The sequence below is a fragment of the Myxococcus sp. XM-1-1-1 genome, assembly GCF_020037095.1.
Classification (GTDB): domain Bacteria; phylum Myxococcota; class Myxococcia; order Myxococcales; family Myxococcaceae; genus Myxococcus; species Myxococcus fulvus.
In genome coordinates, this window is record NZ_JAIQDH010000005.1 from 138,004 (window position 1) to 153,726 (window position 15,723).

A 15,723-nucleotide genomic window follows, 5' to 3' on the forward strand; every position below is an offset into this window, starting at 1 on the left:
AATGCCTCGGTTGAATGGTTACCGAGCCCGAGACAGCGTCACTGTCAGCGAGGTGATTGCCGGCGGCAGGGAGAGGGAGACAGTGCCTGCCTTGAGCTCATCCTGGGTGAGCTGGTGCTTGATGGTTCCAATCTCGTCGTCGAGGAGCGTGTCGATATCGAGGACCTTGAACTCGATGGGCTGGGCGAGCAGCACCTCCGCGGAGGTGGAGCAGCCACCCGTGCTCCACTGGGGCGTCCAGCTGGAGATCTCGGGTGTCCGCGTCACCAGCGGCTCGCCAGCGACGGAAGTCGGGCACCGCAGCTCGACGACCACATCCGGCGCCGAGCCATCGACGTCCCAGTCAAGGTTGTCGTTGGGATCCTGCGCGGAGATGGTGGCCTGAGAGGGCTGGATGGCCACCAAGGAGGAGACATCCAGCACGCACTCTCGTCGCTCGACATTGCAGGAGTTCAAACCCACGCACGCGGAACAGTAGAGGCCACTGTTCCCACAGGCGTTCGTCGTGTTCCCCGCGATACAGGTGGTTCCCTGGCAGCAGCCCGAACACGACTCCGGGGTGCATTCCACCAGCGGGGGCGGTAGCGGCTCGGAGGTATCTCCGCAGCCACCTTCATCCGCTCCCATCAACACAACGGCGAGTACAGCCAGAAACAGGGATTTGTGCATGAGCTTTTCAGGTGATGCGACGTGAAGGATTCAACGAGGCGCGGTGGGCTGCGCCTCGGATGTGAAAGTCAGCGAGGTGCTTCGCTCAGCGACACCAGGAGGACTCTGCTTCCTCCGTCCGAACGCAGCCCCAAGGAGGAAATCCGCTGAAAGGGGACACCGAGGAGCTGCTGTCGTTCCGAGTCAGGACGCGGAGCGAGCACGAGGTTCATGGCTCGCCCTTGGTCGAAGGCCGTTCGGCTCGCAGGCTGGACGTAGCCGACCAGGGTGAAGGTGTCGTTTCGAAGGCGGTGGAATTCGAAGGATTCGCCCGTAGGGGTGGCGACGACGGTGGCTGCTCTCAACTGATAGACCGTCTCTGTTGGCGCGAAACCGTAGGAACCCTCGGGCATGTCGTTCGCACGTTGAGGTCTGTTGCTTCGAGGGATGAGACTGACCTGGTTCTTGCTGCGGAGCCCCTCGATGGTGGAGGGGTGCGTTGAAGCACCGACAAGGCCGCTGATGGGAACGGCTCGCGGTGGTGCGGGCTGCTGCGCGACTGGAACGATCGGCAGGTCGGGGTTGCTCCCTCTCGACTCCCGCTGGCGCTGGGACCTTCCGCGCTCTGGAGAGGGCGTGGTGGGCTCGGGGCGGTGGGGCGTCGACTCGGACTCGCGCAGGTACAGGAATCCCACTGCGACCAGTAGCAGAGGGACCAGCAGTCGTGGCCCGAAGCGCGTTCTTGAAGGTTCGACTTTCGTCGGGGGGAGGCTCGCTGTCGGAGCCACGGGTGGATCGACTCGCCCGGCGGTGGTCGCAGGGGGCGCTGGAGGCACGGCCTTCACGACGTCGGCCGGACTCGGGCGAGGTGGGGCTGCGACCGGAACGAGGACCTCCTTGGGCACGGAGGGGGGCGGAGCAATGGACGTAGGTGTTGCCAGACGTTCAATTTCCCTATGGAGGTCCTTGAACATCGTGTGACAGTTGATGCCTCCGTACATGCGGAACCGGCCGCGTCCGGAAATGGAGCCAATGCTCGAGATGAGAGACTTGTATCGAAAGTGGACCAGGGCACTATCCGACTCATAGAAGGCCCAGACGATGTCCACATTGGCGTGAGTGTCATGGCCACACTTCGCCAGGGCCTGCGTGACGATATCGTCCCATCCGCCGTAGCCAACCACCACCAGGATGTACTCACGCAGAAGTGACTGGAGTGATGCGTCAAGATTCGGGCGTTCCTGGGTCAACTGTATCGGGGTGTGAAGCGTATCCGAGCGGGTCCAGTACCCATGCAGATGGACGACGCGATGGTCGCCCCGCTCGGGCCGCACGGCATCCAGTCGTCCGTCTGCGTGAAGAATGACCTGCGACACCCGGCCCCCCGCTTGCCGAATGGCAACGGAGATGAGGGGGTCGAAATTGGTCGTCAGGATGGGACCGAATCGCTCGGGGAACGATACGACCAGCTTTCCGAGATCTCGCGTCGCGGCAGGCAGGTACCAACCGTGGTGGTCTTCGTCGAAGCGCTGGACGTCAGCGGTCTCGGCGGAGGATGCAGTCAGCCTGGCTTGCAACACGGCTTCGCGAATGACCCGATTGACCGCCTCCTGATTGCTCCAGCTCCGAAGGAGCTGCATCGCGAGTTGGTACTGCCGTGTGCTGTCCGCCGTCGCAAGAGTGGCATCGAACTCGGCCTCTGCCTTCGCGCCTGCTGCCGCCCTGGCGCGCCTGACCATCTCCGCGGTGCCTGGGACACCGGGGGATCCGGGTGTGTCCGGCATCGACAACGGAGAACCCACAAGAAAGGCAATCTTCTTGTCGCTGTTGCTCAGCGAGTTGAGCAGGGAGTTGGGTGACGCGAGTCGTTCAAGGGCTTCAACGGGCATGAGTGGGGCGGGTTCCTGAGTAGGTCAAACTGACGTCGCGTTCTCGGAGGAGCCACCATCGGCGTTACCGCTGCTCTGCCTCCTGGCTTCCTCCTCGTAGGCGACGAGCACCAGCGTCCGGAGCTTCTCGATGTCGCCAGACGCGTTGAAGTAGATGCGGCTCCTACCGATGCCGTCCGGCGCCGCCTCCACCTCGAACCCCGGGGCGAGCATCGCCGCCTGTTCCGCGGGTAGCCGGGTGACGAGCGATTTCTTCTTCCCATTGGTGAAGGCCCGGATGAACCAGGACGTCACCTTGCCCAGGTTGATGCCGAAGTAGGTGGTCGAGTCCTTGTAACTGATGGACTGCCTGAGCGCGGATTCGGCGCACTGCTTCTGGACGATTCGAAAGATCTCCAGTTCGAGCTCCGTGGTCTCGATCTGTGGCACCACTGGCCCCTCCGCGACCTCTGCCGTTCGCTGCAGGGCCTCCGCGGGGCTCGGCGCGGCGGCACTGGGGGCGTTGGGCTGGGCGATCTCCTGCTGGATCGACTTCGTCATCATGTCCAGGAGCGTGGTCTGGATGGACTTCTTCACGATGGGGACGAAGCGCTCGACCACGTTGCGTGTGACGCGCCCGGAAACCAGCTCGACCTCCGCCAGCAGGAACCGAACGAAGCTCTCGGAGGGGTTGCGCAGCAGCTCGTTGATGAGCGCCGTGACCTTGCCGACGAAGATGATCTCCTCTGCGTGTCCCTGGATGGACGTCGCATCGAAGAACTCCTTCGTGAAGGGGCGAAGCAGGTCGACATCCCGATCGGTGAAGTTGAGGACGTTGAACTCCATGAACGGAGTCGCATCCATCATGTTGGAGGACTGGAGGTCGGTGAAGAACCGGTAGCGCGTGCCATTCGTCACGACTCCGATGCGCACGGACGGCGTGGCGTTGAAGTAGCGCGCCAGTTGTCCGTCGTGGTCCTCGGGAGTTGCGTCCGCGGCCTTGCACTCGATGAAGAGCGCGGGTTGCCCCTTCAGGTGCAGCGCATAGTCCACCTTCTCCATGACGCCGCCGCGCTTCTTGGCGAAGTCCGCGACGTACTCCGGCTGCGTCTCCGTGGGATCGTAGATGTCGTAACCCAGCGCTTGGATGAACGGGAGGATGAGAGCCTGCTTCGTGGCCTCCTCCCCCTTGATGAACGCCTGCCGCTTACGAACCTGCTCGGACAGCAGTCGCAAATCTTCGCCAAGGCCCATGTCGTTCCCCCACTTCGTGCACGGCGCACCGCCGCATCCCTTACACGCTAACGCATGGCGCGAATCACTCAAACACCTCTCGGTATCGGCTGTTTGAGCAAGGTCAAGGCAGACCCTGTGTCACGCTTTGACCCTACTACCGTGGTGGTATTGCATCTGGCATTGGGTTCGCTCGCGGTGTGCTCTGCCTTCGTCGCCGGACGGAAGCGCTTCCCGTCCCACGCTTGGGCGGCTACCCTTGACGCGCTGCTTCCGCCCCTGGACCTACATCCTCCCCCGAGGAGCTTCACGCATGTCGTCGTCTCTGCCCCCCGCCTTCAACATCGCCTCCGTGGACGTGGAGGGCTTCCACCGGGACCTGAAGGCACTGCGCGCGGAGCTCGACGCCAATCTGGGCGAAGCGGATGCGAAGCATCTCCGCAAGATCGAGCGCTGGGGCCGCATCGGCACGCTGCTGGGCATCGCCACCTGCTGGATCGCCCCGAACCCGTTCAGCGCCGCCGCGCTCAGTGTGGGCCGCTCGACGCGCTGGCTCCTCATGCATCACGTGGGACACCGCGGCTATGACCGCGTCCCCGGGCTCCCCGCGTCCCGTACCGGCAAGGGCTTCGCCAAGGGCGCACGTCGCTATCTCGATTGGCTCGACTGGATGCTCCCGGATGCCTGGGTGTTCGAGCACAACGTCCTCCACCACTCGTACACCGGTGAGGAGTCGGACCCCGACCTCCTCGAGCGCAACGCGGAGGGCACGCTGCGCAACCCGGCCCGGCCCCTGTTCCTGCGCTACGTCCAGCTCACGCTCCTGGCCCTCACCTGGCGCGCCTCGTACTACGCCCCCGAGACGCTCAGCGCCCTGCGCCGCAAGGGCCGTCGCGATGGTGGCTCGCTCTCCGGCGCCGAGTGGAAGGAACTGCTGCTGCGCTGCTACCTCCCGTACGCCGCCGTCCAGTTCGTCCTCTTCCCGGCCCTGTTCCTCATCATCGGTCCCTGGGCGGCGTTCAGCGCGTTCTGCAACTCGCTGATGGCGGACGTGCTCACCAGCGTCCACACGTTCCTCGTCGTCGGCCCCAACCACACCGGCGAGGACCTGTACCGCTTCGACACGTCCCCCGCGAACAAGGGCGAGCGCTACGTCCAGCAGGTCATCGGCAGCGCGAACTACCGCACCGGCGGAGACCTCAACGACTTCGCCCACCTCTGGCTGAACTACCAGATCGAACACCACATCTGGCCCGACCTGCCGATGCTCAAGTACCGCGAGGCCCAGCCCAAGGTCCTCGCGCTCTGCCAGAAGTACGGCATCCCCTACGTCCAGGAGAGCGTCTGGACCCGCGTCCGGAAGATGGTGGACGTCGTCGTGGGCAAGCGCTCCATGCGCAAGCTCACCCCGCGCGAGAGCGCGGAGACCGCTCCGGTCGCCCCCGAGTCACTCCAGGCTCACGTGGCGTGACTCCAGCTCAGCTCGGCGACGCGCGACGCTGGCGGGGCGGCATGGCCCGCGTCAGCGTCTTCTCCGCCGTGCCACCGTTGTCCTCACGGCGCAGGACCTCCGCATCCACCACCCGCGCACCATCGGCGGAGACCGGCGGCCCGAGCGTCACCACGAGCACCCGGTAGGACTCCTCCAGCCGCTTGTGCAGCTTGATGAAGTTCACCTGCGCCGTGCCCGGCATGTCCTCGGTGTACGTGAAGTACCAGCGCAGCTCGTCCAGGTGCGTGTAGTACCGGTCCACCACCGCCTGCTCCTGCTCGGGCAGGTGGATGAGCTGCTCGAAGGCCCCCTCCGCGTACCGCGAGGCGATGGTCTCCAGTAGCGGCTCCCGGCTGCGCAAACGCGAGAAGAGCGCGAACATCTCGTCGCGCCTTGCTTCCAACCGGCGCATGATTCCAGCCGCGTCCATCGCAATCAGGTTGCGGACACGCGCGGCGATCTCATCGGCCTTCTTGCGACGAGCCATGGGACCGCAGCCTAACCTCTGCTCACAAGCCAGGCCAATGGGGGGCGAACAGCGTGGCCTGACATACGAATCGCGGGCCGCCGTTTTTCGGCGGCAGGGGACTCCAGTTCGCCTGCTACGCTCGTCGCATGGTGCTCAAGATCGTCCAGGCGGGAGAGCCGGTGCTGCGTCAACAGGCGCGAGACCTGACGCCCGAGGAGATTGGCAGTCCGGAGATTCAGCGGCTCATCGTGTTGATGCGCGACACGATGCGAGACGCCCCGGGCGTGGGGCTCGCGGCGCCCCAGGTCGGCGTGGGCCTTCGGCTGGTCGTCATCGAGGACCGCGCGGAGTACCAGGCCGGCGTGGCACCCGCGGACCTCGCGGCGCGCGAGCGGCAGCCGGTGCCCTTCCATGTGCTCATCAACCCGAAGCTGACGGTGGAGGACGCGACCCCCGCCGAGTTCCACGAGGGCTGCCTCAGCGTGACGGGCTTCGCGGCGCTCGTGGCCCGAGCACGTGGCGTGCGCGTGGAGGCGCTGGACGAGCAGGGCCGCCCCGTGACGATTCGCGCCTCGGGCTGGTACGCCCGCATCCTCCAGCACGAACTGGACCACCTCGACGGTACGCTCTACGTCGACCGGATGGCCACTCGCAGCTTCACGACGGGGGAGAACCATCGTCGCCACTGGGCCGGGCGCTCCACCGCCGAGGTGCGGTCCGCGCTCCGGATTGCCTCCGACACCGACGCGTCCTCGGCCTGAGGAGCACAGCTTCGACAGTCCCCCAGCGGTACAGCGCGAAGTCGAGTCCTCCGCGCGTTGTACCCGGGGAGGGGAGCGCCTACGGTGACCTCCGTCAAACCCTGACGGGGGTACACCGATGACTGTCGCGAACGAAGACCTCACCCGGCCCATCCTGATTGGCCGCTCGAGTTCTCACTTCACCCGCATCGCGCGCATCTTCGCGGCGGAGCTGGGCGTCGCCTACGACTTCCACATCCTGCGCGACATCATGTCGCCCAATCTCCAGGATTACGGCGGCAATCCCGCGCTCAAGATTCCCGTGCTGCGCACGGCCCGAGGCTCGTGGTTCGGTACGCTCAATGTCTGTCGCGAGCTGCGGCGCCACTCCACCCACAAAGCACGCGTGCTGTGGCCCGAGGACCTGACCGAGTCCCTGTCCGCCAACATGCAGGAGCTGGTCCTCCAGACCATGGCCACGGAGGTGACGATCGTCATGTCCAAGGTGGGGGGCGGGGCCCAGTCCGGGGCTCACCACGACAAGCTGCGCACGAGCCTGCTCAACATGATGGCGTGGCTGGAGCAGAACGTGGACGCCGCGCTCGCCGAGCTCCCCTCGGAGCGAAGTGTGAGCTTCCTCGAGGTCTCCCTCTATTGCCTCGTGATGCACCTGTCGTTCCGCGAGGTGCTGGACACCACTCCCTACGCGGCGCTCACCGCGTTCTGTCAGCGATTCGGCCAGCGCGCCTCGTGCGTCGAGACGACCTTCCGCTTCGACACCTGAGCACTCGCGTCATGCCCGGGGCCTGCCGTGCCCCGGGTTGCGACGTGACACGAGTCGCGCGATAAGCGACGGCGATGATCACCGAGGTCCAGGCAGGTCCCTATACCGTCCGAGGCATCTCCGTCGGCGGTGTCTACACCTCCCTCCAGGTGCCCGAGCTCGACGTGGTGCTCGACGTCGGCATCCCCATCCGCTCGTTCGCCGGGTGCGATCGCATCTTCCTCAGCCATGCGCACCCGGACCACGCCAGCGCGCTCGGGGCGCTGCTCGGCATCCGCCGGTTGATGGGGAAGGGCGCTCCGCAGCTCTTCATCCCCGCCGAAATCGAGGCGCACGTCCACGAGGCCCTCCAGGTCCTCTCCCGGCTCCATCACACGTCGATGGAGGTGACCACCGTCCCCATGCGGCACGGAGATGCGCAGCCCCTGGGGCAGGGGCTCCACGTGCGCGCCTTCCGCACGCATCACCCCGTGCCTTCGCTCGGCTATCAGTTCTTCCGCCGCGCGACGAAGCTCCGCCCCGAGTTCCTCGCGCTGCCGCCTCAGGAGATCGCCCAGCGCCGCAAGGCCGGTGAGGACCTCTTCACGCAGGTGGACCACCTGGAGCTCGCGTACGCGACGGACACGCTCTCGCGCATCCTGGAGACCGAGCCGACCTTGTTCGACTCGCGCGTGCTCGTCATCGAGTGCACCTTCGTCGACCCGAAGCGCTCCGTGCAGGACGCGCGAGATCGCGCGCACCTCCACCTCGACGAACTCCTCGCCCAGGCTGACCGCTTCCGCAACGAGGCCCTCGTGCTCATGCACTTCAGCCAGGCGCTCGGGCCGCAGGAGGTGCACGCCCTCGTTCGTGAGCGGTTGCCGCCCACGCTCGCGGAGCGCGTCCGCATCTTCGCGCCCGAGTCGGGCCGCTGGTTCGGTTGAGCACTGGACCGTCGACCTGAGCGCCTTCAGTCCGGACGCAGCGCCTCCAGTTCCTCGAGCACGGCGCGCAGCTCGGGCGCCTCCAGCACCTTCTCCACCGACGCGAAGAATTCGGACAGGTCTCCCTCGCCCTGGTGCTCGTAGACGCAGGCCTGCAGCCCCATCTCCAGTCGGTCCACCTGCCGCACGAGCCGCGCCTCGAACGACGTGCCCTGCTCGTACTCGTCCCAGAGCGCCAGGTACTCCGCGCCGCGCGGCAGCTTGCCCACGAGCTGCTCCATGGCCCGCCGCTCCAGCGCGTGCTTGTCCTCACGCCCCACGCCGTCGTGCGGCGTCAGGTCTCCCACGTACGCCTCACCCAGGTCATGCAGCAGCGCGATGCGCACCGCGCGGCTCGCGTCCGCCTCCGGGAAGTGACTGTCCGCGATGAACAGGCACAGCAGCGCCACAAAGAGCGAGTGCTCCGCCACGCTCTCGCAGCGCTCGACCGGAATGCCCACCCGCAGCCAGCCCTGACGGAAGAGCTGCTTCAAGTGGTTCAGCTCGAAGTACGTCTCGATGAGCGGGAGCGTCTTGCGTCCTCGCAACAGGGCCACGGGCGGCGAGCTCTTCGTCTTCATGTCGCCCTCCACGGTACACCGGCCCGCGTCCGTACTCCGGGTGGGTCGCCGTCCCAGGTCCGGGAACCCTCCGTGTGCGTCTTCGCTGGGCCCACGTGCGTTCACCCCGTCACCTCGGGTAGAGGGGAGGCGAGGGGAGCGTGTCCACGCATCCGGACATGGCTCCGAGGAGGGGGAAGCACCCATGGAGTCGTCTCGTTGGTTCGTCGCCGCGCTGCTCGTGTGTGTCGTCGCCTGCAAGCAGGAGCCTCCCGCGCCCCCGCCGGCGCCCGTGGCCGCGCCCGTTGTCACGGAGCCCGAAGACCTGCCGTTCCCCGAGACACCCCTGCCGCTCGTCGCCGAAGCCGCGCCGCCCGACGCCGAGCCCGCGAAGCCTCCCGAGCCCCCGTTCACCGGTGACCTCCCGGCCCTGCGCAAGCGCGGCGTGCTGCGCATCCTCGTGGAGACCACCGATGAGAGCTCCCTGCCTCGCCAGGGCACGCCCCGCTCGCAGGACCGCGAGCTGCTGGAGAGCTTCGCCGAGAAGCACGGCGTGTCCGTCGAGCTCATCGCCGTGGAGCGCTTCGACCAGCTCATCCCCCTGCTGAAAGAGGGGCGCGGGGACATCATCGCCGCCGACCTCACCGTCACCCCGGAGCGCTCCCGCGAGCTGTCCTTCACCCGCCCCATCGCCCTGGTCAACGAGGTGCTCGTCGGCAAGAAGGGCGCCACGGACCTGCCGCGCAAGCCTCAGGACCTCGCGGGCCGCGCCGTGCACGTGCGCGCCAGCTCCACCTTCGCCACGTCCCTCGCCGCGCTCGCGAAAGCCCAGGCCCCGGGCCTCACCGTCCATCCCGAGCCCGAGAGCCTCGACTCCGAGGAGCTCGTGTGGAAGGTCTCCCGCGGCGAGCTGCCCCTTACCGTGGTCGACAGCCACCTGCTCGCGGCCATCCAGACCTACAACCCGGACGTCGAGGCGCTCTTTCCCGTCGCGGAGAAGCGCGCCCTCGCCTGGGCCGTGCGGCTGGAGAACCCCCTGCTGCGCACCGCGCTGGACGCCTTCCTCGTCGAGCGCGCCCTCACCGACCACCGCGAGCAGCGCTTCACCGGAGACCTCGACGGCATCCGCAAGCGCGGCGTGCTCCGCGTCCTCACGCGCAACAGCCCCGTCACGTACTTCCTCCACCGCGGCGAACAGGCGGGCTTCGACTACCAGATGGCGAAGCTCGCCGCGGATGCGCTCAAGGTGCGCCTGGAGGTCGTCGTTCCGGACACGTATGAGGAGCTGCTCACGTGGCTCAAGGAGGGCCGTGGCGACGTCATCGCCGCCGCGCTCACCGTCACGCCCGAGCGCCAGCGCGAGGTCGCCTTCAGTCGCCCGTATCTCTTCGTGGAGGAGGTCCTCGTGCAGCGGGTCGGCTCGCCGCGTCCCGCCTTCCTCGCGGACCTGAAGGGCCAGTCCATCCACGTGCGTCGCACGTCCAGTCACTTCTCCAATCTGAGCACCCTCGCGACCCAGCACGGGTTCACCGTCGTCGAGGAGCCCGAGGACCAGGACACCGAGACGCTCATCGACCGCGTGGCGCGCGGCGAGATTCCCTTCACCGTCACGGACAGCCACATCCTCGCCGCCGAGCGCGTCTATCGCGAGGACGTGGAGGCCGCTTTGACGGTACCGGGGCAGGGCGCGCCCGCGGGCAAGGACGGACACCACGGCATCGCCTTCGCCGTGCGCCCGGGGAGCGTGAAGCTGCGCGCCTTCCTCGACGGCTTCGTGCAGAAGACCTACCGCGGGACCGAATACAACCTGGCTCGCCGCCGCTACTTCGAGGGCCGCCGCGCCGAGGCCCCGGCGACCACCGAGGCGGCCGTGGCCGCGGGCACCATCTCCCCCTACGACCTGCTGGTGCGCTCGTACTCCTCGCGCTACGGAATGGACTGGCGGCTGATGGTTGCGCAGATGTTCCAGGAGAGCCGCTTCGACCCCACGGCGCGCAGCTGGGTGGGCGCGCAGGGCCTCTTCCAGGTCATGCCCGCCACGGGCCGCGAGCTGGGCTTCCGCAAGCTCGAAGACCCTGAGCAGGGCATCCACGCGGGCGTGAAGTACATGCACCAGCTCCTCGGCCGCATCGCCCCGGAGATTCCCTTCAAGCAGCGCCTGCGCTTCGCCCTGGCCTCCTACAACGCGGGCCTGGGCCACGTGCTGGACGCGCGCCGGCTCGCGCAGGAGCAGGGCCTGGACCCCAACCGCTGGTTCGGCAACGTGGAGAAGGCCATGCTCCTCCTGGAGAAGCCCAAGCACTACCGCCGCGCGCGGCATGGCTACTGCCGGGGCTCGGAGCCCGTGAAGTACGTCTCCGAAATCCAGACGCGCTACGGCGCCTACGTGTCCGTCGTCCAGCACTGACGGGCACGGGACGGAGTCACAGTCCCACGCCCACGTAGGCCGCGGCCCACGGGCCGCTGAGCGAGACGGAGAAGCTGTCCGGGCCCTTCACCGGGCTCACCTGGAAGTTCTTCGCCTGCGACACGAACTGCGTGTAGCCGACCTGCATCCGCGTGTGGAACCAGCGGTTGAGCTGGTACTGCAGCGCCGCGCCCGCGCCTCCGCCGAAGATCCACTTGCGCGAGCGCGCCTGGAAGTACCGGCCGTCGATGACCGGGTCTCCGCCGCCCGTCCCGGGGATGTTCGCGGAGATGCGGCCGGTGGCGAGCGACACCTCCGACGCGGCGCCGAAGAGGCTCACGCCCAGGCTCAGCGAGTCCGTGAGCGCCAGGCGCTTCTCCAGGCCCGGCCGCAGCGCCAGGACCTGGACGTCGTCACCCAGCAGGTACCAGTCCACGCCATTGGTCCACCACCAGTCCGTCCGACCGGAGCCGCGCACCATGTTGAAGTGGATTCCTCCGGCCAGTCGCACCGCGTTGGCCCGGGCGCCCACGGTGCGCACCTCGTTCCTCAGCCCGGGGATGTCCGTGGTCGGGTGCTGCATCCGCCCCCAGCCGCCGCCCACGTCCACGGCGACCTGGGGGATGCGCCGCTCCTGCTCGGGCTCCGGTGGAGGAGGCGGCGTGTCGGCGAAGGCCGGGGACACCGGCCCCCACGCCATGAGCAACCCGAGTCCATACAGGGACGTGCGCATGAGGGACCTCTAGAGCCCCGCCACCTTCGCGGCGCTGCTCACCGTGTAGACCAACGTCAACTCCTGCTGAGAGCGCGGCGGCGCCGTCAGCTCGAAGCGGGCGATGCCCTCCGCGCTCACCTTCGTGGGCGCCGGGCGGGTGGTGTCCTTCTGGAGCGTCACCTCCACCGACTCCACCTCCGAGACGGGGATGCGCTCCTCCAGCGCCACCGCCGCGGGCTGGGCGCTCATGTTGGAGAGGAACATCTTCACGTGGTGCGTCTTCTGCTTGCGCCCCGACAGCCGGCTCGTCTCCTCCTGGATGTCCGTCATCCGGGCGACGCGCAGCGAGTCCTCGCTGCCGAAGCCCAGGCGCACGCGCTCGCCCTTGCCGGTGAAGCGCAGCTGCGAGCGCCCCACGTAGCCGCTGGTCCGCACCAGGTCCACCGGCCCCGCCAGCAACACGGACGGGCCCACGTTGTCGAACCTCGCCACGCGGTGCACCAGCGGCGACAGCTCCGGGCACACCACCAGCTCCGACGCGGCAGGCGCGGTGAAGTGGAACAGGGGGATGCGGTGCGGCTCTCCGTCCGCGGGGATGTGGGCGCGGTGGGGCGCGGTGAGGGACAGCGCCTCGCCGCCGTCATCCATGCCGGGAAGGCCCTCGTCGCGTCGGGCACCGGCGCCCTCGCCCGTGTTCTGGATGACCTCCTCGCGCACCGAGACGTCCACCACCTGCTTCTCGCGCTCCGTCTTGTCGCGCAGGAAGAGCCAGTCCGACTCCAGCCGGGGCGGCGCCGCGCCCAGCGTGGGACGCGCCGTGGACAGCGCCAGCTCCACGTCCTTCCATTCCTCCTCGGTGCGCTGCCACACCACGGCCTCGCACTCCAGGCGCACCGTCGGACCCTGGGTGCCCTGGGCCGGCTCCAGCGTCGCGCGGTACGCTGGACGCCACGCGGCGCAGGGCACCAGGTAGGTGATGGACAGCAGCGCCGTGCCGCCCGCGGGATGGCCGACCTCGAGCTCGGCGTGCACGTCCAGCTTCGTCTCGGGCTTCTGCGTGTTCGACAGCGCGCCGCGCGCCTGCGCGAGCTGCTGTTGCAGGCGCTGCTCCTCCACGGCCGCCAGTCGCCGGGCCGAGTCCACGGCCTCCAGCGCCTCGCGCACGTTGTCGAGCTGCTGCTTCCACGTGTCGGGCTGCGCGACGCCTCCGCCGGACTGCTCGGAGATGGCGCGGTACACGTCCGCGTGGGCCGCGGTGAGCAGGCCGTGGCGCGTGTTCAGCCGCTCCCGGTCCGCGCGGGCCTGTCGCTCCAGGCGCTCCAGGTCCGCGACGCGACGGCTCAGCTCCGTGGCGTGCTCGCGCAGCGCCTCCGGAGGCTGGGCGCGCGTCACGCGGCGCACGCGGGCCTGGGACACGGTGCCTCCGGCGAGCTTCGCCTGGAGCGAGCGGTCCACCGCCAGCGGCGACAGGCCGGCGATGACCAGCCGCTGCGCTCCGGGGACCAACGGGACTTCTCCGCGACGCTCGACGAGCGCGCGATCTTCCAGGACGGTGACCTTGACCACCGGCAGGGTGAGGGGCGTGCTCATCAGGTCCTCCGGTTTCCGCCGCCCAGCATCTTGCTGGCGGGAATCTTCACGGTCCACGTCGCCTTCAGGGTCTGCGCCTCACCGGGCTGGAGCACCACGCGCCAGGCACGCTCGCCTTCCACGGGGGCCTCGCCCGGAAGCGGCGTGCGCTTCTGCCAGGGGGGCGCCGTCTCCATCTCCTCCACCTTGATGTCCTTCTCGTAGCCGGTGGGCACGGCGGGCACGCGCTCGCAGACCTCCACGAGGATGCGGTTGGAGAGCCGGTTGGCCAGCTCCACCGACACGTGGTGCGTGAGCATCGTCGCGCCACCGAAGATGCCGCCGGTGGCCTCGTCGAACCGCGTGTTGCGCGCGACCTTGATGGACTCCTCCACGCCCAGGCCCAGGCGCTGCGTGGCTCCCGGGGGCATGGTGGGTAGCGGGGAGGTCATCAGGAACTCGTCGCCGAGCGTGACGTCCACGGGGCCGGCGAGCAGCGGGTAGGGCGTCCGGTTCTCCACGCGCACCGTGCGGAAGGCCCTCGGCTCCACGGAGGGGACGATGACGTACTCGGCGGACAGGCCCACCGGCACCGACAACACCGGCAACGTGTGCCAGGCCGAGTCCGAGGGCACGTCGACCCTCGACTCCAGATCGAACTTCGCGTCGAAGTGCATCGCCGACTCGCGCGGCGGCACGGACCACGTCGGAAGGGGCAACTGGCGGAGGCTCGACACCTGCTGCTCGCTCACGGCGATGAACGAGAGGACGTTCACCTGGATCTGCATGGCCTGCAGCGCGATGAGCTCCCGCGTGACGTGGGTGGGACGTGAGCGCAGTCGGCCCCGGCCCTCCAGGTCATCGGCGGCGGCCAGCGTGAGCCGGTCGTAGTCCAGCAGGCTGTCGGAGGGCTCCAGGCGCGGCGCGGCGGCGGAGAGTCGGTCCACGCTGGCGCCTCCACCTCCCCTGGCCCCGTCGAAGTCGGCGAGGTCCATGGAGGCCATCGGCATGTCGTCGTCGTCGCCCGGCGCTTCGGCCAGGACCTCTTCCTCCAGGGGCGCCTGGTTCCTGGCGAAGCCGCCTCGCGAGCGCGACAGCTCCCGCTGGGGCGCCATGGAGGGACGGGGCGGTACGGACGGAGCGGCGAGACGCTTGGCCCTCGCCGACGGTGGCGCGGAGCCCACGGCGCCACCGGGCGCGCTGCGGAGCCTCTCCATTCCCGAGTCAGTGCTCTCGTGGTCCGCGACGTACGGCGCGGGCGCGGGGGGCGGAGGTGGCTCCATCGGCGGCGGCCTCGGCTTGGTGAGCGCCGGAGCGCGCCGGGCGTCGTAGCCCGCGAACAGCTCGTCGAGCCCCGGCGGTGGCTCACGCCAGCCCGAGCGCGGCGGTGGCGGCTGGCGACGACCGATGCGCAGCGCCTTGAGCTCGGGGACCTCGGCCCGGCGGTCCAGGGCGGCGGTGGACACGGACAGCTTCACGCCGGTCCAGTCCTCGCCGGTGTTCTGGCTGACGGTGGCCCTCATGCGCAGCGAGCCTTCCTCCAGCGTGCGAGGCAGCCGCAAGTCGTAGGTGGGCACCCAGAGCGCGCCGGGCACCGCGTACTCCAGCGCGATGAGCGCGGGCGTCTCGCGGGGCCAGGGGGTGCCGGACAGCGTGAGCACCGCGGCGCGGTACACGCGGGCGCGCTCGCCGCGGACGGACGAGGAGGCCTCGTGCAGGCGCTGGCGTCGCAGGCGGACGTCGCTCTCCGCGTCGCGCAGCTCCCGCTCCAGGTCGAGCTGCCGCGCGTTCAGCGTGGCCAGCTCCGTGTCCACGAAGGACGTGAGCGCCAGCAGTGCGTCGAGGGGCGTCTGGTGGGGCGTGTAGCGGGCCTTCTTCTGCGGCGGGAAGGTGGGCTTGAGCTTGCCCACGGCCTGCAGCTCGCGCCGGGTGACCTCCAGGCGCGCCGTCACGTCCGAGACGCGCGAGAGGGCTTCCTCCAGGGCGCGGTGCTCCTGGGGGACGTCGACCTCGGGAGGGAGCTGGACATCGAAGGTGGGCCGGATGGCGCGGATGGTGAGGCCGGGCGGGCCCTGTCGCACCGCGGCCCGGAGCGTCCCGGTTCGCAGCGAGAGGGGAAGTCCGTTGAGCTGGATTTCATTGGGGACGCGGTCCTCCACCAGCTGGAGGGTGGCGATGCGCGTGCAGAGCGCCCCCTCCGCGTGAACGGTGACCGCATCCAACATGGATGGCACGACGAGCATGCGCCCCCTCGGCTCAGGTGAGGGCGCAAGGGT

Annotated in this window: 13 protein-coding genes; 5 read left to right on the top strand and 8 right to left on the bottom strand. The window is 68.7% G+C overall.

The window, feature by feature from the left end; translation table 11 throughout:
• Positions 1-18: 18 nt before the first annotated feature.
• The 3 genes from K8640_RS13020 to K8640_RS13030 form a co-directional block, all read right to left on the bottom strand.
• Entirely contained in the window at positions 19-423 is a 405-nt protein-coding gene (locus tag K8640_RS13020; RefSeq protein WP_141323460.1) for a hypothetical protein, read from the bottom strand.
• 314 nt (positions 424-737) lie between these two features.
• Positions 738-2,537 carry an SIR2 family protein gene (locus tag K8640_RS13025; RefSeq protein WP_223747333.1) on the bottom strand — a complete coding sequence of 600 codons (1,800 nt, stop codon included), beginning with the start codon at positions 2,535-2,537 and terminating at the stop codon, positions 738-740.
• Between the two features lie 24 nt (positions 2,538-2,561).
• A complete protein-coding gene (locus K8640_RS13030; protein ID WP_223747334.1) occupies positions 2,562-3,770 on the bottom strand; it encodes a type I restriction endonuclease in 1,209 nt (402 codons plus the stop codon).
• Between the two features lie 292 nt (positions 3,771-4,062).
• Here K8640_RS13030 and K8640_RS13035 point away from each other — a divergent pair, with 292 nt between their 5' ends.
• Positions 4,063-5,220: a fatty acid desaturase gene (locus K8640_RS13035; RefSeq protein WP_223747335.1), complete on the top strand. Its 1,158-nt coding sequence runs from the start codon at positions 4,063-4,065 to the stop codon at positions 5,218-5,220.
• A 7-nt stretch (positions 5,221-5,227) separates the two neighbouring features.
• On the opposite strand, the gene K8640_RS13040 is transcribed toward K8640_RS13035, so the two are convergent.
• A complete protein-coding gene (locus tag K8640_RS13040; RefSeq protein WP_141323456.1) occupies positions 5,228-5,728 on the bottom strand; it encodes a hypothetical protein in 501 nt (166 codons plus the stop codon).
• Positions 5,729-5,856: 128 nt separating this feature from the next.
• On the opposite strand from K8640_RS13040, the gene def reads away from it, so the two are divergent.
• From def to K8640_RS13055, 3 genes are all read left to right on the top strand, one after another.
• A complete protein-coding gene (def, locus tag K8640_RS13045; RefSeq protein WP_223747336.1) occupies positions 5,857-6,471 on the top strand; it encodes a peptide deformylase in 615 nt (204 codons plus the stop codon).
• A 118-nt stretch (positions 6,472-6,589) separates the two neighbouring features.
• Positions 6,590-7,234, top strand: a complete 645-nt coding sequence (locus tag K8640_RS13050; RefSeq protein ID WP_223747337.1) for a glutathione S-transferase domain-containing protein — start codon at positions 6,590-6,592, stop codon at positions 7,232-7,234.
• Between the two features lie 74 nt (positions 7,235-7,308).
• Entirely contained in the window at positions 7,309-8,157 is an 849-nt protein-coding gene (locus K8640_RS13055) for an MBL fold metallo-hydrolase (RefSeq protein WP_223747338.1), read from the top strand.
• Positions 8,158-8,183: 26 nt separating this feature from the next.
• Here the strand turns inward: K8640_RS13055 and K8640_RS13060 are convergent, their stop codons facing one another.
• Positions 8,184-8,777, bottom strand: a complete 594-nt coding sequence (locus tag K8640_RS13060) for an HD family hydrolase (protein ID WP_223747339.1) — start codon at positions 8,775-8,777, stop codon at positions 8,184-8,186.
• A 184-nt stretch (positions 8,778-8,961) separates the two neighbouring features.
• Between K8640_RS13060 and K8640_RS13065 the strand changes: the two genes are divergently transcribed.
• Positions 8,962-11,163, top strand: a complete 2,202-nt coding sequence (locus K8640_RS13065; protein WP_223747340.1) for a transporter substrate-binding domain-containing protein — start codon at positions 8,962-8,964, stop codon at positions 11,161-11,163.
• A gap of 16 nt (positions 11,164-11,179) precedes the next feature.
• On the opposite strand, the gene K8640_RS13070 is transcribed toward K8640_RS13065, so the two are convergent.
• The 3 genes from K8640_RS13070 to K8640_RS13080 are packed head-to-tail and all read right to left on the bottom strand — an operon-like array spanning position 11,180 to position 15,690.
• A complete protein-coding gene (locus tag K8640_RS13070; RefSeq protein WP_223747341.1) occupies positions 11,180-11,896 on the bottom strand; it encodes a hypothetical protein in 717 nt (238 codons plus the stop codon).
• Positions 11,897-11,905: 9 nt separating this feature from the next.
• Complete coding sequence (locus K8640_RS13075) at positions 11,906-13,468, bottom strand: DUF4139 domain-containing protein (RefSeq protein ID WP_223747342.1); 1,563 nt, start codon at positions 13,466-13,468, stop codon at positions 11,906-11,908.
• Positions 13,468-15,690 (bottom strand): DUF4139 domain-containing protein, encoded by a 2,223-nt coding sequence (locus tag K8640_RS13080; protein ID WP_223747343.1) that lies wholly within the window; start codon positions 15,688-15,690, stop codon positions 13,468-13,470. Before K8640_RS13080 ends, K8640_RS13075 begins: the two co-directional genes overlap by 1 nt.
• Positions 15,691-15,723 lie beyond the last annotated feature (33 nt).